Origin of the sequence: Methanosarcina mangrovi (assembly GCF_052057765.1) — an archaeon.
In the GTDB taxonomy this organism is placed as follows: Archaea; Halobacteriota; Methanosarcinia; order Methanosarcinales; family Methanosarcinaceae; genus Methanosarcina.
The window spans coordinates 825,598-843,645 of record NZ_CP195120.1; the positions used below are offsets into that span (position 1 = coordinate 825,598).

Annotated in this window: 17 protein-coding genes; 9 read left to right on the plus strand and 8 right to left on the minus strand. The window is 43.5% G+C overall.

Annotated elements, in window-relative coordinates:
- The first annotated feature begins 802 nt into the window (after nt 1-802).
- From folP to ACSAZL_RS03985, 3 genes are read left to right on the plus strand one after another with little or no spacing between them, the layout of a single operon-like run.
- Nucleotides 803-2,029, plus strand: a complete 1,227-nt coding sequence (gene folP, locus ACSAZL_RS03975) for a dihydropteroate synthase (RefSeq protein WP_440947441.1) — start codon at nt 803-805, stop codon at nt 2,027-2,029.
- A 2-nt stretch (nt 2,030-2,031) separates the two neighbouring features.
- Nucleotides 2,032-2,646, plus strand: a complete 615-nt coding sequence (locus tag ACSAZL_RS03980; protein ID WP_440947442.1) for a methylenetetrahydrofolate reductase C-terminal domain-containing protein — start codon at nt 2,032-2,034, stop codon at nt 2,644-2,646.
- A 24-nt stretch (nt 2,647-2,670) separates the two neighbouring features.
- On the plus strand, nt 2,671-3,549 hold the full coding sequence (locus ACSAZL_RS03985; protein WP_440947443.1) for a methylenetetrahydrofolate reductase: 879 nt from the start codon (nt 2,671-2,673) through the stop codon (nt 3,547-3,549).
- A 70-nt stretch (nt 3,550-3,619) separates the two neighbouring features.
- Here ACSAZL_RS03985 and ACSAZL_RS03990 read toward each other — a convergent pair whose 3' ends face one another.
- Nucleotides 3,620-3,784 carry a hypothetical protein gene (locus ACSAZL_RS03990; RefSeq protein ID WP_440947444.1) on the minus strand — a complete coding sequence of 55 codons (165 nt, stop codon included), beginning with the start codon at nt 3,782-3,784 and terminating at the stop codon, nt 3,620-3,622.
- A 130-nt stretch (nt 3,785-3,914) separates the two neighbouring features.
- Here ACSAZL_RS03990 and cofE point away from each other — a divergent pair, with 130 nt between their 5' ends.
- On the plus strand, nt 3,915-4,712 hold the full coding sequence (gene cofE, locus ACSAZL_RS03995; RefSeq protein WP_440947445.1) for a coenzyme F420-0:L-glutamate ligase: 798 nt from the start codon (nt 3,915-3,917) through the stop codon (nt 4,710-4,712).
- 672 nt (nt 4,713-5,384) lie between these two features.
- On the opposite strand, the gene ACSAZL_RS04000 is transcribed toward cofE, so the two are convergent.
- The 6 genes from ACSAZL_RS04000 to ACSAZL_RS04025 all read right to left on the minus strand — a co-directional run bounded on the left by ACSAZL_RS04000 (nt 5,385) and on the right by ACSAZL_RS04025 (nt 11,263).
- The gene (locus ACSAZL_RS04000) at nt 5,385-5,684 is read right to left on the minus strand and encodes a protease inhibitor I42 family protein (RefSeq protein WP_440947446.1); all 300 of its coding nucleotides are present in this window, start codon (nt 5,682-5,684) and stop codon (nt 5,385-5,387) included.
- Nucleotides 5,685-6,148: 464 nt separating this feature from the next.
- The gene (locus ACSAZL_RS04005) at nt 6,149-7,171 is read right to left on the minus strand and encodes a C1 family peptidase (RefSeq protein WP_440947447.1); all 1,023 of its coding nucleotides are present in this window, start codon (nt 7,169-7,171) and stop codon (nt 6,149-6,151) included.
- 182 nt (nt 7,172-7,353) lie between these two features.
- Nucleotides 7,354-8,325: a M28 family metallopeptidase gene (locus ACSAZL_RS04010; RefSeq protein ID WP_440947448.1), complete on the minus strand. Its 972-nt coding sequence runs from the start codon at nt 8,323-8,325 to the stop codon at nt 7,354-7,356.
- A 309-nt stretch (nt 8,326-8,634) separates the two neighbouring features.
- Entirely contained in the window at nt 8,635-8,964 is a 330-nt protein-coding gene (locus tag ACSAZL_RS04015) for a hypothetical protein (protein WP_440947449.1), read from the minus strand.
- A 195-nt stretch (nt 8,965-9,159) separates the two neighbouring features.
- On the minus strand, nt 9,160-10,131 hold the full coding sequence (locus ACSAZL_RS04020) for a zinc metalloprotease (protein WP_440947450.1): 972 nt from the start codon (nt 10,129-10,131) through the stop codon (nt 9,160-9,162).
- 919 nt (nt 10,132-11,050) lie between these two features.
- The gene (locus ACSAZL_RS04025) at nt 11,051-11,263 is read right to left on the minus strand and encodes a hypothetical protein (RefSeq protein ID WP_440947451.1); all 213 of its coding nucleotides are present in this window, start codon (nt 11,261-11,263) and stop codon (nt 11,051-11,053) included.
- A 711-nt stretch (nt 11,264-11,974) separates the two neighbouring features.
- Between ACSAZL_RS04025 and trxA the strand changes: the two genes are divergently transcribed.
- Both trxA and ACSAZL_RS04035 read left to right on the plus strand, forming a co-directional pair.
- Nucleotides 11,975-12,241: a thioredoxin gene (trxA, locus tag ACSAZL_RS04030; protein ID WP_011032389.1), complete on the plus strand. Its 267-nt coding sequence runs from the start codon at nt 11,975-11,977 to the stop codon at nt 12,239-12,241.
- Nucleotides 12,242-12,880: 639 nt separating this feature from the next.
- Nucleotides 12,881-13,288 (plus strand): DUF1699 family protein, encoded by a 408-nt coding sequence (locus tag ACSAZL_RS04035; protein WP_440947452.1) that lies wholly within the window; start codon nt 12,881-12,883, stop codon nt 13,286-13,288.
- A gap of 331 nt (nt 13,289-13,619) precedes the next feature.
- Here the strand turns inward: ACSAZL_RS04035 and ACSAZL_RS04040 are convergent, their stop codons facing one another.
- Nucleotides 13,620-14,285 carry a nitroreductase family protein gene (locus tag ACSAZL_RS04040; RefSeq protein WP_440947453.1) on the minus strand — a complete coding sequence of 222 codons (666 nt, stop codon included), beginning with the start codon at nt 14,283-14,285 and terminating at the stop codon, nt 13,620-13,622.
- Between the two features lie 618 nt (nt 14,286-14,903).
- On the opposite strand from ACSAZL_RS04040, the gene ACSAZL_RS04045 reads away from it, so the two are divergent.
- The 3 genes from ACSAZL_RS04045 to ACSAZL_RS04055 all read left to right on the plus strand — a co-directional run bounded on the left by ACSAZL_RS04045 (nt 14,904) and on the right by ACSAZL_RS04055 (nt 17,917).
- Nucleotides 14,904-15,821: a DNA-3-methyladenine glycosylase family protein gene (locus ACSAZL_RS04045; protein ID WP_440947454.1), complete on the plus strand. Its 918-nt coding sequence runs from the start codon at nt 14,904-14,906 to the stop codon at nt 15,819-15,821.
- Nucleotides 15,822-16,036: 215 nt separating this feature from the next.
- Nucleotides 16,037-17,056, plus strand: a complete 1,020-nt coding sequence (locus ACSAZL_RS04050) for an MBL fold metallo-hydrolase (protein ID WP_440948779.1) — start codon at nt 16,037-16,039, stop codon at nt 17,054-17,056.
- Between the two features lie 447 nt (nt 17,057-17,503).
- Nucleotides 17,504-17,917, plus strand: a complete 414-nt coding sequence (locus tag ACSAZL_RS04055) for a hypothetical protein (RefSeq protein WP_440947455.1) — start codon at nt 17,504-17,506, stop codon at nt 17,915-17,917.
- Nucleotides 17,918-18,048 lie beyond the last annotated feature (131 nt).

Sequence of the window (18,048 nt, forward strand, 5' to 3'; positions counted from 1 at the left end):
TACTCTGTTTTTCTGGATATGCCAATTAAGGTAATCGTACTTGAGTTTTTATATATACTTGATAGTAATCTGAAGTGTAGTTTTCCGAATTGTGATAAAATAATTTTACACATCAATATTTTTATGTATCATTGAAGCCTATTTTATTATGAATCCTGTCTGCTCTCAATAAATAATAGAAATGGTCCATAGAATCTTAATTAAATTGCCAGGCTCTCATAAAATGTTCGGGCGCTAAAATGAGTTTTTTGTAAACTCTAATCAAATATACCTGATATACGTTAATAACCTTGAATTATATCTGGTATATCTTTGGCCCTGCATCCAGGAATAATATGCCGGTTTACATCTTATCCGGAATCCTGATCGATATCCGTTATCAAGAATTGCGGCAGAAAATACCATTACAGTTAGAAATGTATTTCCCATAACCTTAAACTCTATTCACGCTCATATATAAGGTCTCCAGGAGACCTTACCCTCGAAGCCTGCAGGAAATCTTTCGGGTGACGGGACAGAAAGGGCTTTTTCAGGGAATGTTAGCAGTTGACTGAATTAACAGCGTCTGTTGCTGTGATTCTACGAAATGCCTCTATGGGGATTTCATAACGAAAAAAAGGTATCTACAGATCCGGCTTCAAATTTCATTATTGTTTAAGAACCCTATAGAACATTATAATTGTTTACTCACGTATTGTTTGTTTACGCATGTAATTGCTTACGTACATCGTTTGCTCACTTATGTTTATCAAGCGCAGTTGCGCCAACTGAGTTAAAAGCTATAATAGCCTGGTTGTCAAAAATGGTAGTTGATACTGATATCTGTGGTCTGAAAGTGGGAGATCAATATCCTGCACACGTAATGGGTATTATTAACCTGAGCCCTGAATCTTTTTATGAAGGTTCGATCGCAAGCCCGGAATCCGCGCTTGATGTTGCCCGGAAAATGGTTGAAGGCGGAGCAACTTTCCTGGACCTTGGAGCCCGGTCAACATGGCGTTTTTCCGAACCCATAAGCAAAAAAGAAGAACTCGATCGATTACTGCCCGTGCTTGAGGCGCTGGAAGGCAATGTTGATGCGGTAATTTCCGTTGATACGATGTTTTCCGAAATTGCAGAAGAAGCTCTTAAGAGAGGGGCAGATATCATAAACGATGTTTCCGGTTTTACGGCAGACTCCAGAATGATAGAGGTGATGGCAGACCATGGTTGCCCGGCTGTGGTTATGGCTTCTAACAAAATTCCCGGAGACCCTCTGGGCATGGACGCCATCATCGAAGCCCTTGACTCTATTATCCAGGCTGCCGGGGCTGGAGGTATAGAACCCGGCAGCCTCATTCTTGACCCTGCAATTGGCAGGTGGACTGATGAAAAGCTGCCCATTTATGATTTTGAAACCCTGGACGATTTCGAGCGCCTGAAGATTTTTGAAAAACCTCTGCTTGCAGCCCTTTCAAGGAAGTCCTTCATAGGAGAAGTCCTTGGAAAACCTGCAAATGAAAGGCTCTACGGCAGTCTGGCTGCAGCAGCAATCGCTGTTCACAAGGGCGCACATATTATCCGTACCCATGATGTCCCCGAGACTTCTGACGTTGTTAAGCTCTCAGGAGCTCTGAGGAGCCGGACAAGCGTTGTAAAGGAGGGCAGGTATGAGGTCTCGGTACTTGAGGTAAAAACTCCTCAGGACGCAGGCCTTGCAATGAGGAATCTTGGGGCTACACGGGTCGGTTCGCAGGTCATGCAGGGAAAAAGCATCCATCTTACGTTAAAGATCAGAAACCTTACAACCACTGAAGCTCTGATAATAAAACAGGAGATGCTTGCAAGGGGAGGAGACGCGGCCCTTGCAAGAGATGCAGTTTCCCATGAAACGGAATCAACCGATGTGCTTGTGATAGGCACTCTGCTGCAATTTGAACGCCTCGCCCGAAAACTGGAAGGACAGGCTCGTTCCCTCCCACTGATTGCAGAAATGATCCGTGAATGTATTGCAAATCGGACTAATCTGGAATACCGATATTTGAGGTAATTATGATCATAACTTCAGCAAAACCCTTTGAAGAAATCCTGGATCTGTTAAAAGACGAAGACGATATATTTGTTATCGGATGCAACGTATGCGCTGCAAAACTGAAGACAGGAGGAGAACCCGAGATCCTTGAGATGTGCAGACGGCTTGAAGAAAGCGGAAAGCATGTTGTTGGCTGGGCTCTTCCAACTGCAGCCTGCAGTATCCGGTCTTATGAATCCCTGGTTGAGAAAAACGAGAAAATAAATGAAGCGCATTGCGTTCTGGTCATGGGGTGTGGCAGTGGAGTTTCTGCTGTTGCCACTGTTGTGGATTTGCCTATCTACGGTTCGAACAACACCCTCTCACTCGGTGGTTCCAGTGGAGGAAAGCTTCTTTCTGACCAGTGTATTATGTGCGGGGACTGTACCATAAGCGAATACGGTGGGCTCTGCCCGAAATCCCAGTGCCCGAAATCCCTTCTCAACGGGCCCTGCGGAGGGGCAGTGGGCGGGATGTGCGAGGTCAACAGGGAGAAGAATTGTGTCTGGACCCTTATTTATGAACGCCTCAAAAAGATCAAAAGGCTTGACCTTCTCTACGTTACCCATGCCCCCCAGGAGCATGGTTTTAAATAATTTCATTTCTAATATTCTCGCTTAATGCTTTTTAATTTTCGTGAAAAACTGAACTCCAGGAAATTTCTGGTTACTGCTGAAGTCTCCCCTCCCAAGGGAACAAGGTATTCAGTTCCCCTGGAAGATGCCAGCCATCTCAAAGGCCTTGCAGATGCCCTGAACGTCACCGATAACCAGTGTTCAATTATGCACATGAGTTCACTGGCTTTCAGCAAACTTCTGCTTGATGCGGGGCACGAACCTATTATGCAGCTTACCTGCCGGGATCGAAACCGAATCGGGCTCCAGTCCGACCTGCTTGGAGCATATGCTCTTGGAATTCGGAATATCTGCTTGATGACCGGAGATTTCCCCTCCTGTGGAGACCACCCCGGCTCAAAACCCGTTTATGACCTTGACTCCGTACAGCTCATTGAACTTGTCAGAAAGCTCGATTCAGGCGTTGATTTAGCAGGAAACAGGCTGGATGGAGGGACTTCTTTCTGTGCAGGTGCAGTCTCAAGCATAGACCCCGAAAAGATAATTCAGCTGATAAAGCTTGAAAAGAAGGTCAGAGGCGGAGCCGATTTTATCCAGACGCAGGCTGTGTATGATGTGGGCATGTTCGAGGAGTTTATGGAAGCAGTAAACCATCTTGAGGTGCCTATAATTGCAGGCTTGATTCCTCTCAAATCCCTGGGTATGGCTGAGTATATGAATAAAAACATCTCAGGAATCCATGTGCCTGAAGAAATCATGCTTCGAATGAAAGACGCATCTTCTCCTCTTGAAGAAGGTCTTTCGATAGCTTCCGAAACTATAAGGGAGCTCACAAAACTCTCACGCGGAGTTCACATTATGCCAATCGGATCTCACAAAAACACTCCGAAATTACTTTCAATGGCAGGAATCTCTGAAAAATGATTTTTATCATGATTTTTTTATCATGATTTTTTTATCATGATAAAAGACTTTTATATCGTGATAAGAGATTTCATGTAGCTGCAGTGTTTTTTCCTGGAATTTTACGATCCGATTGTTCATAGTTCCTCTTCTCCTCTCTTTTTCTGAAACTTATATCCGGGATTTTTGCGCGTATATTTCTTCTTCTTCTTCTTCTTCTTCTTCTTCTTCTTCTTCTTCTTCTTGAACTTTTCATTTACGACAAAAATTTATCGGAGCCTTTGGATACATTTATAAATACCCTCCGGTATTTTACGGTCTGATTCTGTGTATATTGATTTTACGTTTCCTAAAATCGAGATTAATTACATTTTAAAGGCATCAAAATGAATCCAGAAATCACTTCCATCCAGATGTTCGGGATTAAGACCCCTATCATCAGAGCAGGGGACGACATCGTGCAGATCCTTGAAGTTTCGCTACAGGACACAGGCATTATTCCAGTTGATGGGGATGTTTTTGTGCTGGCTGAATCCGCGGTTGCTACGGCGGAAAATCGAATCGTTGAGCTCGCCAGCATCGAGCCCGGGGAAAAGGCCTTATCTCTTGGGGAAAAATACGGGATAGACCCGAGGGAAATGGAGCTTGTGCTTCAGGAATGTGACGAACTTTTCGGGGGTGTCCCCGGAGCCGCACTTACGATTACAAAGGGCATTCTCTCTCCTAATGCTGGAATTGATGCTTCAAACGCGCCTGACGGTCACGTAGTCCTGCTTCCTGAAGATCCGAGAAAAAGTTCCGAGACCATCCGGAAAAGGCTTGAGCAGCGTTACTCCTGCAGGCTGGGTGTGATTATAGGGGATAGCAGGACTCAGCCCCTGCGCCTGGGTTGCACAGGCCTTGCGCTCGGGATTTCGGGTTTTGTGCCTGTGGAGGATGCAAGGGGCACCTTTGATATTTACGGAAAGCCCCTCCGCCTGACTTACAAAGCGGCAGCCGATAACCTTGTTTCTGCGGCTGAACTCCTTATGGGAGAAGCCGGAGAAAGAGTTCCCTGCGTGCTTATTCGGGGTGCTCCGATACAAATGGTCGACGAATCCCCGGAGATGCCAACGATCTCAATGGAAGGGTGCATGTATTTCGGCAACATTATTAAAAGCCGGAAAGAGGATACGGAGAAATAGAAGCAGTAAAAAGCTTGTCTTAATTTCTTTTTCATTGTGCTCTTTCTTTTGAGTTCTTCAAATATTTCAGGAATATTTCAGGAATATTTCAAGAATATTTCAAGAATATTTCAAGAATATTTCAAGAATATTTCAGGTCCCGGTACATTTGTTTTACTAACCAGAAAGCTAAAGTTTCAATGTTTGGGACCCAAGTGAAGCAATCAGTTTCATACAAATTAAAAATCTTCTGTGTACTGAGCGGCTCCGTTTGTATTCTTTTTTCCGGGCTTTCTTTAGTGAGCCTTTTCGCATACCGGTTCAGGTTAAAGTTTGTTTTTGAAGTATTCTCAAATGTTTCCGTAGTAACTCTCAGATAAAAGAACTGAGTTTCAGAGCTGATTTAAGATACTTTAACTAGAACTATTGTTTATCTGAATGATATGTAATTGAAAGTACGTATCAGATTGAAAGGCAATTCTGAAAACCGTTAATGATTGAAAATAAAGGACAAGGGGCGGTGGGATAAGCTCAATAATAAAAATTATGCAATATTCTGGTCTTTAACGAAAATTCGTTTTTGTCTTAAAATTATTTTATATACAATTTCTTCAAAGGGAGAAAAATTGTATAGTTACAAAAAATATGAATAGTTACGAATATAGCTTTTTCTTTTCCCTGACAATATATAATTTACTTCACCAGAATAGTAGCGTAAAAACGGTCTATGATCGAACCTTCTCCTTCCCAATCACGCCAGTTTCTAATGCTAAGCTTGTGAGATCCCGCTTCCGATGCACGAAACTGGAACACTCGCACGCCTGCTGCACCAATTGCATCTCCCGTTTTCTCGAAGCTGTCACCTACCATTTCCAGTCCTCCGGCAGTTTCAACTTCCCATCGGTAGCCGGTGGTGGGATTCTCATTTAAGCGTACAGTTATGAGGCTTTGAGCCTCTACCTCTAAGGTACGGCCCTTATCCTGGTCACTCAATATCACCGCAAACTCCTCCAATAAAGGTTAGCTTCCATTTCCAAGAATAATCACGGCAGGGAAGCTATATTTTCAGTTTCCTCCTCAAAGTTCACGTCTTCCATCGAGATGCTGCCCATCTATATCAGGTATACGTCTCATGGATCATACCTGAACTGATGAATTCCAACGGCAATTACTCCGGATGTGGTTCCGGTAAGTCTGAATCTGAAGAATAATGATATTCTGGTTTCAAACAGTCGAAAATGGTTTCGGAATGAGTTCATATACTTTAGCTTTATGTCTTCTTACAACAGGCTGCATGTAGGAAAACGTTTTCGTACCATGGCTAAAGTCAATGTTTGTCTGCTTTTGTCTTTACCGGCATGTTATACTGTTTTATCAGGAGACCACCGGAAGTCTCCTGAATAAAAGGATATATTGGACAGATATCTCTGTTCCGGGTGATCTAACCTTTTTCTATTTTATGCATGGGGCAGAGGCATTTCTCGACTGAGAGTTTCGCGAGCTCTACTCCTGGAGCTCTCGAGTTCAAGCCCGAAATTCCCTGTTTCAATCCAGTTCATCGAAATCAAAGACCAGAAGTCCAGTGCAAATTTGTTCAGGACATATTCATAGGGCAGCCATCCATACCCATTATCACCCCAGGCTGTGCCCCAGGAATTGCGGATCAAAAAGGCACCGGTGGTTTCTTTGTTGCTGAGGGTATTTCTGATCTTCATGTTATCATCATAACCGACTGCAACGACCGCGTGGCCCCATATTGACCTCTCATCGGAACACGGGAAAGGAATTCCACCTTTAACATCTGTGTCCTTAAAGGAGGGAAACCCGTAAAAACCGAACATTGAGGGAATTCCTGCCGCAAGGTACTTCTTCACGCTGAGGATGACGTCTTCAGGTGGTAAATTCATGCCCTGCGGGTCATGGCAGAAGTAGTTAAGGGCTTCGAAGTTGTCGGCAAGCGAATATACAAAGCTTGAAGGTTCGTCGTCAAATGTCGGTTCTCCGTCCGGTCCCGGAGTTTTCCTGTTGGTGTAAGGAAAATACTTTTCAGGCGGGACCCCGCAAAGAGCCAGTGCTCCCATGGCATTCCGAAGCCAGGCTCCGGTGTCTCCCTTGACTCCCATCAGGTTTCTGGTCGTCTTGTAGACAAAAAGTCTTGACCCGTCAATATGTTTCCCAAAGGCTCGTCGCTCAAAGTACTCAATCACTCCTACACCTGCGTTGGCGGTACAGGAACCCAGATCCATTTGATCTTCAATCGGCGAACACCAGTTCCTGAGGTCTATGGAAACAGGCAATTCCAGAGTTTTTGTTTCCTTTCTGGAAGTCGGAATTCCGAGTTTTTCTGCCATCTCGGGAATCTGAGCGCTTTCTTCTGTGTAATCTTTTAGGGACGGTAACGGAGGGAGCCAGCCGGTTCCAAAACTTTTTCCCATTTCCGGAATTTTCACCTTTTCGAAGGCAGCTACTATTCCAATCATTTCATTACCCCACTCATTTTGCTCTACTGCTTTTTGTATCCCACAAAATAATCCGTTTACTTTGATTGTTAATTAATCATTTCCAATTGTATGTTCTCATCTCGCTTCCGATTTTCTGCTCTGTATACGTCTCTGTTCCTGTACCAATTAAACCTGAAAAATGACCGGTTTGGAAAAGGCATTTAAGGTGTCTGCGACTCGTCAACACCAAGCAGCCTGAAAGTAACAGCGAGATTCATCCGAACAATATCCATCGCCAGCCCGTAGTTGATGTGATCAAGCGTATCATTAGCGGTGTGTACGTTGGTGTTTGAGCTATCAGTCCCCTCAATCGTGAGAACCGCAGGGATAAGTTCATTGATGAAAGGTACGTGGTCGCTTGCGAAGGGGTTCTCTGATGTCTGGACAACCAGTGATGTGTATGTCGCAGCTGCTTCGGCGAGTTCTTCCATTAGGGTCTTGGAAACTGGAGCTCCTTCGAGCAAGACCGTTGGCGATGCAGTATTTAAGGTCGCAACCATGTCCATGTTGATGACCGCACTGATACGGGTGCGTTCACTGCCCGCCAATCCGCTGACGTATTGTTTGCTCCCGTGAAGTCCCTGCTCCTCCCCTCCGAAAAGAATGAGACGCAGGTCATGTTTTGCAGAATGCTCAGCAAGCACGCGTGCGATCTCCAGAACCCCTGCAGCACCGCTTGCATTGTCATCCGCACCCGGGGCGGGTGCCTCCCTTCCCCCAGTGAGGTTAACCGAGTCCAGGTGAGCAGTAACAAGTACCAGTTTACGGGCTCCACTTTCGTTACCCGAACGATCTGCAATGACATTGTAGCTTTCGCCATTTCCAACATTTATTGGAAGCAATTCCACCTGGTAACCAAGGTTTTGCAACTGGTCTGCCGCCCAGGTTGCCGCGCTGGTAAATTGAGAGCTTAAGGAGTGACGAGTCAGGAAATTCACCAGCGAACTCAGATAAAAATTGTATGTGGATTGTGACACAGCTTCGATGTTTGCCCGCATTCTCGGAAAGGCTTCCCTGGCTTCAGGTTTGATTATATCCATAACCACGCTGTCCAATGCCAGCGGACGTACCGTCCACCAGTCATCCTTGCCTTCAGTGAAACGGCTGACTTCCTCGGGAAGCAATTCGACCACCAAATAACGGCCTTTTTCTATGACTACCCTGGCTTCGGGATATGTATCCTGGAATGCCCTCCCGGTCTGAATGACAAGGTAAAGCCGGCCTTCCAGCTCGCGACCTTCTGCCCGGTCGAGACTTATGCCTGCCTGCCCGGCTTTACTGGTAAAAGCATTCCATTCTTCAGAATCTGTCCATACTACAGTCTGGTCCCCAAGACGAACCCAGTGCGCTCCGAAACTTCTCGCCGATTCCTCAGCACTGTGTTTTTCGCCGGAGTCCGAGATTACTATATACCTCCCCAGAATCTCACCTCCAAGTACAGGTCAGGAAGATGCTGGCAACTGCCTCACCTTCAGAATCTCCGCATTAATCTGAAGGATTTCCAGGATTCGAGGCGGCCGAACATTCCCTTCAAAAGATACGCGCACTCGCCCGGGACCCTCCATCTCCCAGTGTCCGTTAATTCCACGAGAAGCATCAGTAGGGCCAATTTCCCAATCGATGAACACCCCATCTGGCCTGAACTCAATCCCCCCCCGACCGCGAGCTCGCGGAAACTCGTACTCAACTGGCCTGTATACGGTTATTCCATTCGTATCTTCCTCAAAGGAGTGCATCCATTCCCGGAAGATCTCGTCAGGTAATTCGGTCATAGTTTGTCCTTTATATTTGTCCTTACCAAAACAGAAGTCGTCAGTTATCCATCCCTTGTATTTATGGTCGGTTACTGACTGGCTCCATTTTGAGTTATCCAGTATTTATGATACAGGGCAGAACCGGTACCGAGGACGAAACGTCAAGGCATTCCGCCCTCAGGCGATGACACTTCTATCTTTTCCAGAGTTACTTCACCTTGGCATAGGCACTTTACCCTTAGACGGTGCCTTTTCCATCTCTGCGCTTTCCGCCGCAGTAAGGAACGACAACCTTGGTCCTTCAAGGCATGCATTTATACGGATCGCCTGGCCTTCCGTGAACATTACCATACAACTGTCGTTTACGTAGTCCATGTAATTCATGAACATGTCACCATGTGGTCCATTGTTGCAGCTGATATGCGGGTATTCCGGACAGCCGTTGTTAGATCCTCCTTGATTTGGAGTGTCATCAACCTCGTCAGTACCTGCGCATCCAGTCCCGTCATCCCCCCAGATATGATATAGGTTCAACCAGTGGCCTATTTCATGGGTTGCCGTTCTCCCTTTTTCAAATGGCGGCCTGGCAGTTCCGGTGGTGCCAAATCCTGTGTGAGTAATAACAACACCATCTGTTCCAGCGGGCCCGCCTGGGAACTGTGCATAACCCAGCAGACCCCCTCTGAGCTGACACACCCAAATGTTTAGATAACGGTCTGTCGGCCATGGGTCCTTACCACCAGCTGATGTGGACTTCACTCTGTCATCTGTACCAAAAGAGCCTTCTGAGGTCTGAGTACGAGTTATTCCTGAAGTCGAATTTCCATCCGGACCTTTTGTTGCAAGGAAAAACTCAATTCCGAAGTCTGCCGTAAGATTTTTCCAGATGCCAGGCACCTGGGATATATCTGGATTCGACTTACGGAAATCTTCGTTAAGAACGTCTATCTGGCTCTGGACCTGGGCATCAGATATATTCTGCACTTCTTTATTCCATACAACGTGAACTACCACAGGAATCCGGACGATTCCCGTACGAGATACTGCTCGTAAGCCTGTTTTATATGCGAGAGTCAGATTTTCAATTTGATTGCGTTCTCGTGCATATGACTCGGATTCCGTTAGCAACCTGCGATGAACATCCATTACTCCGCATTTACGTTTAGTCGGTACTTCAGGTGACACTTCTTCTATGTCCCTACTTTCAAATTTTTCTGCCATGTAATATCCCCCACTCTTCTATTTGTTCGGAACATCTGTTTGGAACATCTGTTTGGAACATCTGTTTGGAACATTTATTCGTAACATTTATTCGTAACATTTATTCAGAACTCCAGATACGATGATTAATTAGATACATTTCGATGGCATCCTGAATTGGTCACATTTTGATGGATCTGACTATCTGGACCTGACTATCTATTCACATAACTGCCTGAATCTGAAAATATCATAAACGGATCAATGGTTCGTCTGAAATTTTGATCATCTGTTACATCTTTACGAACCAACCTTCATGGTTCCGGCACTCAACAAATAATGTTTGATTCTGACAGTTAATCTCGCTCATACAGTTAAAAATAAATTGAGCTACTGGAGTTCCTATCAATTCAATAATATATATAAATATTATTTAATAATAATAGAATTAAAGATACTCAACAATGATTAGAATAAATCAGGACTTTTGCCTTTTTATCCAGATTTCTTTCCCTCAGATAAGAACCATCTGTGGGAAAAGGCTAAACCGAAAGCTCAAAGGTTCCATAAAGGTCCTGTTTGTCTATCTTACTTAAATAATCCTGAACTGTAAAAAATAAAAACGAATACGAAAAATTGGAAGATTTGGCTATTTAACCTTTGTTACTTTATCATTAAGTCTAGTCAGACAGATGAAGGATATGTTGTCTTTTTTATCGGAAACATTAACAGAAAAGTAGCAAATTGTTGTATGTGAGATCAATGATGGGAGGGCACTTATATTCATGACTAAAGATCCCGGACTTTGCACTTCTTCATATGAAGCCAAATGTAGAAGGTTTAAACCACCTATCTGCCTTAAGCTATTCCTATACACGCCCTTGCAGAAGTACCAGTAATGGCTTCAATTCATCTGGAACCGGACATCATTAAAAGATAATGATTTTTTCCTACCTTCCTGGTGAGGTATGAACTTACAAAAGAACGCATCAGAAAGGCCGGCACTAACGGTAGCGATTTCACGTTCCGAACTTTGTTGAAGTTCGGATGCTTCGGAGCTTTCGATATACTCCTTTCTATACATCAATAGTCTGCTTGCAACTTCTGGAGGTTTCAACCAGTATGAAACTGCGGATTATTCTTATCTTTGTTTCCAATCGAAATCAAATCCGACATCTGGCATACGAGATTAAAGATATGAGATAAAAGTCTATGTCAGATAGTGGGTGAGAGAGAAGATAATCTGGCCGAAAACGGAGAAACCATAGACTCGTGCGATCAATAAGTGATACTTTATGGAGTAATCTCATTTCCGGATTGGAATATAGGGCTCTCATGTTATGGCAAGATACTCTTATGGATCGGTATTTTTGAGCCGTTTTTTAAGTTATGCAATGCTTGCGACTATCTCAACTCTTATCCGGTTTTAACGGAATAGAGATTGGATTTGCTCTGTGTGAGAGCAGACGCGATAGAGATATAAATGCTGCGATCAATATAAAGAGTATTGCACTTCGATATGGAAATAATTCACCTTACTATGGCAGGATAAAGCCTGCGGACTTATTCTCAGCGGGAAACGTACGAAGCAGGAAGAATAATCGGATAGTGGGGAAATTATTTCATATCATCGAAGAATATATACAATAAGTTGAGTCCCGACCCTGTATCTGGTAATTCCATCTTCAGGTCGTCTATCATTCAGGATTGGGGTGCCAGCAGCCGTGCCGTACGGACGCACATATACGATTCCTCTGCACGCTGACCGGAGTAGTTATAAACTAAAACAGCAAAAGTCTCAGACGTTTCAAGTATTGCAGGTGATTTTATGAAACCGATGTTATTGGACTTTTCCGCAACATGGTGTGGACCTTGCAGGATGCAAAAACCTATTCTTGAAGAGCTCGAAAAAAAGTATGGGGATAAGGTTGAGTTCAAGGTTGTCGATGTAGATGAAAACCAGGAGCTTGCCTCAAAGTACGGCATACACGCTGTTCCGACCCTGATCATTCAGAAGGATGGGACTGAAGTAAAGCGCTTTATGGGTGTAACCCAGGGCAGTGTACTGGCAGCTGAACTTGATAAACTTCTCTGACCCTGTCTTCTTCTTTAAAAAACCGCCCGGGTTCAGCGAACCTGAGGGCGCACAACTTTTTAACCGATTTCTTTTTAGAAACTTTCTGCCATAGTTTTCCTCCCAGCCGAAGGTTTTTATTCCTGCCATTCCTCTTGCTATTTTCTCCTTAATTCTATCCTTCTATTTCCTTCGGTCACTTTTTCTGATATCCCTTTTTAATCACCTCCCAAAATTCATCCTTAATTTCTTTTTGTTTGACTCACTAAATACTATATATTTTCCAACTCTGATTGCAGCTTTATTTTCCTTTCTTTCAGGAAAATCTCAGTTGAAATTCAGGCTGGAAATATAAAATTCAGGGATTAAAGATCAGAATTATTCAAGTAGTGCATGAAAAGATTTTTAGTATGAAATCCGGCTAAAAAGAGTCCGAAATTGAAAAATCTGTCTTTAAATAACGACTTTAATCTTTTTTAAGGCTTTTTAAGGCTCTCTTTTAGTGCCTGATAAACATGTATTACTCGTTATACTATCTAAATAACATTAGCTTAATGAGATAACTATTTATAATAAGTGCATGTACTTTCTAATATAGTAAAAATAAAATAACTCAAAACATAAAACAAATTAAACATAAACAAATAGTGGGGGAAAAACATGAGAATAAGAGTGGTCAGTTCAAGAGAAGAAATCTTTACACTTAATCCGAATGAGCGTATCGTACACCTGGCTTTCAGGCCTTCAAATAAGGACATCTTTGGATTGGTTGAAACCTGCCCGAAGATTGAGGTTATTCAGTTACCCAAATCTTACATGCGCACGGTCTCCAAGTCCATAGAAATGTTCCTGCAGATGCAGAGAGTACAGCTTCTCGAAGGAGACGTCTGGGGGCACAGAAAAGATATCAACGAGTACTACAGCATTCCATCCTCGGTGATTGAAAAGATTAAGGTCATGAAGACCGAAGGTAAACCGACTGAGGAGATTGAGAAAAAGATTGCAAGGGAGAGCAAGCTGAACCCTGAAATGGTCGCTTATATCCTGAATAAGGAAGCTTCTGTCTGATTTTTTTCAGTGGGTGCCCTTAAGACTTTGCTGGAGATCGGATCGTACAGCTCATCGATTCCACATTTATTATCTGATCTCCAGTTCAGGTCTCCAGTTCAAAATCTTCCGCTTCGGGGGAAGAAAGTAGTTTTTTTGGAATTTTTAACATCAGGAACGAGTCATTCCTCACCTGACCGGATTACGATTCTGAAGTTTTCACTCTTCTATTATTATCAGAGTTCTATTATCAGGGAATAAGATCAATTATCAGAGTTCTATTATCAGGGAATAAGATCACGGTTCTGAAGTTTTTCGCTTTTTTGTTATTTATTCGGAATTTCCACTTTTTTCATTCCAGCCAGCGTGTTACCTCATCAATCGGAGGGCGGTTCGAAGGAGGCAGTTCTTTAACCGGGTAGCCTGCCGCACATCCCATAAGAGCCCATCCCCCTGGAGGAATCCCAAGGAGTGTGCAGAATGCCGGGTTGTCCGCCATTTGAGCTGTAATGGAGACTAGCTGGAATCCGATGCCAAGCGCGGTTGCCTTCAACCACATGTTCTCCAGACAGTGAGCAAGTGATTGTTGTTCTACCGGAGGGAAGCCTTTCCGCTCAGCGACTACTATGAAGTAGGGAGCCGTACCGACTCCGGGCACCTGTCCCATTTTTTTGATCATCGCCAGCCGGTTTGCAAACCCTCTTGCCTGTGTGCGGAGTTCCGGATCATTCTCCATAGCACTTTCGAGATTTGAAGCCATTACAGCGGCTTCTTCGAAGATAAGGGAAGCTGCCGCTGTCATACTTTTTGAGCCCTTTTTCAGGACAAAAAATCTTCGGAAATAATCCTCTATACCGCCCACAGCTGCAGCAGCAAAGGGCGCGTGAAGCCCGGCGTGAATGATACCTCTTATATCTTCTTCTGACGGGAATTCCTGCTTAAACTGCCTGTGAGACCTCCGTTCCACAAGGATTTTGTCCAGTATAATGTTTTGCTGATCAGGTTTTTTCATACTCATTTCCAGATCACATCCGGGTCATGTAAAAACTGACTTATATTTACGCACAGCATGTCATTAAGGGTGTCTATCGGACATAGTAAACTGTATCGGATGAGGACTGAAGTCGTTTCGTTTATTCCTGTAAGAAAAACAGTAGCAGGTTAACTCATACGGGTATTGAAAGAAATCGAATGTAGAAAATGTCTGCATATCAGAAGAACACGTTTTCCTCGACTCCGGAAACCTCGTTTTAATCCGATTTTTCATAGGAGAGCTCCGCCAGCTTTTCTGGTTGTCCTGTAAAAAAAGTAGAAAACGAAGTGAAAAAAAGAATCTCAAAAGTAGAAAACGAAGTGAAAAAAAGCCCGAATAAAAAAGCTCATTCTTTTTCTCTTTTATTAGTGAGCAACAATTAAAGCCTTCCAGAAGGAAGCTTTTAAACCGAATCGTATCTAATTATTGAATGATCAGTGTTGGATATTGAATGATCAATGTTGGATCAGCTTTTCACTCATTGCCAGGAAATTTCAATCGGGACTGTCATCGACCTGCCAGGTCAGCGATCTCTGGATTTATGCGGATTAAAATCCGGTTTTTTGAGCTATTAATTGAAATCCTTTGAAGTGAGGGAGGAAAATGAGACTTCACAGTATCCAGGGAAAACTTTTTCCGGAAACTCCTTTTTATTTTTCAAAATCTCTTAATTTTGTGGATATGTTTGTCCCTGCAGGAGGGGAACAGACCGTCACTGGATTTTCATTTACAAAGGCAGTTTATCTGGAAAATAGGACTTTAGCCTTCAAACTGAAAGGCGAAGGCACTGTTTCGGAACCGGTTTTATCTTGCATTCTTTATTCTTACGAAGAAATAAGCGAAGAAATAAAATCTGCACTTCTGGATAGAATAAGATTCTTTTTGAGCCTCGATGACGATCTGAAACCATTTTATGCTCTGGGAAGCAAAGATCCTGAATTTGCTCCTGTGCTGGATCAGCTTTACGGCCTGCATCAGGTAAAATTCTTAACTCCTTTTGAAGCCGCAGCCTGGGCGGTGTTGAGCCAGAGAATATCCATGAAAGTAGCCCATAAAATAAAAAGCAAGCTCACCGAGGCTGTAGGGAATAGTGTTCAAATTGAAGGAATTGAGTACAGGACGTTTCCTTCAGCCCGGCAAATAAAAAATCTGGGTGCGGAAAATCTGGCTTCCATTATAAAAAACGAAAGAAAATCAGATTATTTAATAGCAGTTGCAGAGGCTTTTGACGGAGTGGATGAAAATTTTCTAAGAAAAGGCAGTATAAAGGACGTAAAAGAATGGCTCATGAATATAAGGGGTATTGGGGAGTGGTCAGCTAATCTGGAGCTTATAAGAGGTCTCGGAAGAATGGAAGAACTTTCAGAGCACGACAAAACTCTTTTCAATTGCTTTGGAAGATTCTACGGCCCCGAAGCTACAGAAGATCAGTTTAAGCGAATTGCCGACGGCTATGGGAATTTTAAAGGTTATTGGGCTTATTATCTCAGGACTGCCTGTTTAATAATTAAGATCATCTGAGATCATTTGCAAGTAGAGTATTTAATGAAAATTTCTACGCGAACTCCAATTTGCTTTCTTATTTACGCTGCTCAGGATGGCAAAGCTGTTTCTAATATAGTTTATAATATAGTTTCTAATATAGTTTCTAATATAGTTTCTAATGTAACATATCAGGAATTTACGAGGTTTCCCTAAACTTAAATATGTTAAGTGTAATCTCCTCAGAGATTGGCGTGATTTCTAAAAAACTAATTGATCTTGGTGTGCTGGCGCTCAGGCAGCGCAACTCACGAGGAAACTTCAAGCCCCATGTCTCAATCCGCTTCAGGGACAACGCGGGAGATTTCCGTACTTTTTCCATTGATACTACCCGGAGTCCGGGAAAGCACCCCCAACCAGATGCATACCTGATCACTCATGCCCATTCCGATCATCATGGAAAATCGGCTATGCTCTCTCCGCGGGCAGTTTGTACGGATAAAACCGCAACTGCCCTTGAAATCAGGCATGATAAAAAGTACGTGGGCAGCACTTGCAGGCTCGGGGATGAGATTGAAATCGAGGGGGTCAGGGTAAGGACTTACCCCACGGAACACACTGCCGGCGCCACGGCTTTTTACTGGGAAAACGATGTGGGGACAAGGATTCTGGTTACAGGGGACGTCAAGGATGCCAGCAAGCTTCCTCCCTGCGATGTCCTTATTACTGAAGCTAACTACGGGGACCCTGAAGACCCTTCCTGCCATTTTGCTGACGACCTCGAAAGCATGAAATGTGCCCTTTTTGAGAGCGGCCCTGTCGCCTTCGGGGCGTATGAGTTCGGAAAAGCCCAGCGTGCCGTTGAATTAATGAGAGGCTTCGGGTACGAAGGCGCCATCCGTATGGAAGCCCGGACAAGGGCACTTACGCGGAGCATGCTTGAGGACGCGGGAGAACTTGCAGGGCTTGACTCACGGGGAGAGGACGAGGTTTTCGTGGTGGCTCCCTGGGACCTTGATAAGCTCCCGTGGAATGTGAAAAAGTATGTATTGAGCTGCCGTGCGGATTATCCGTATCCCATTATCAAGATAAGCGACCACCTTGATGCTTGCGGGCTCGAGGCCATGGTCAGAAAACTCAACCCTGAAGTCACGCTTGTTTACCATCCCGGGGGACACAGACCTTCCAAATTTTCAAAACATTTAAATTCAATAGGGATCGATTCGATATCCATAGATCAGATCGGTAATGTTTTAAGCAATGAATTTATTTAAATCCCTTAGATTCAGTCCTAATAATTTAACTCTAAAAATTTAAATATGATAATTTAAATCTGGTACTTAATTTGATGGCCCGGATCCCGTAGGTTTCAATTCAAATTTAAACTGCGGTTTCAGAATCCGGTCAAATGATTTAAATTCCAGGCTAGTAATTTAAGGCTTCAAGGTCCAATTTAACTCTAATTCAACCATACTCTAATTTATTCAAACTTTAATATTAACCAGCATCACCGAATCAAATCTAGCTCTTATTTAACCAAATCCTGTTTAACCGGTATCACCGAATCAAATCTAGCCCTAATTTAACCAAACCCTGTTTAACCAGTATCACCAAATCAAATATGATTCTTGAAATCCATAATCCCATTTTCAATCTTTTCAATTTTTTAATTAATACTACATTCCCAGGAAAGAGAATTGTCGTTCAGGAGAGAATATAGGTTGAGTAAACAATCCCCAAAGTCAAAGTCTAGAAAGGAACCCGCAAGTGCTAAAGAGGCTCCCGTAGAAATTGCCACAGCAAGTGTTGAGGCTCCCGAAAAAAAGAGTCTTCCCAATCAAAAAACCCCCGAAGAAAAGCAGAAAGCTCACAGAGACGGAATTATAAAAACAATTTTTGCTGCAGTACTCGGAATAATCTTCGGGGTTGTAATGTTCAGCCAGTATGGGACAGGTGAAGACCGGATCTGGTATGCCATACTTATGATCGTTATCGGAATCACTTATTATGTCCAGAAGCTGGTCTATATCCCTCTCAAAATCGATACCAAAGAATTCAAGCTTAAGGACTGGCTTTTTGTCGAGTTCATAGTTATAGACTTCTTCCTTGTGACCTGGACGTTGCTCCTGAATTGAAAAAAATTCTTTTCCTGGGTTTCAAAAAAGGCTTTTCCCAAAAAGAAGGCCTTTTTGCCCGGGCTCTTTTGTTATCGGTTTTTACCTTCATTTTTAATCGTGCTCTTCACCACGGAGATATTTCCTGCCTG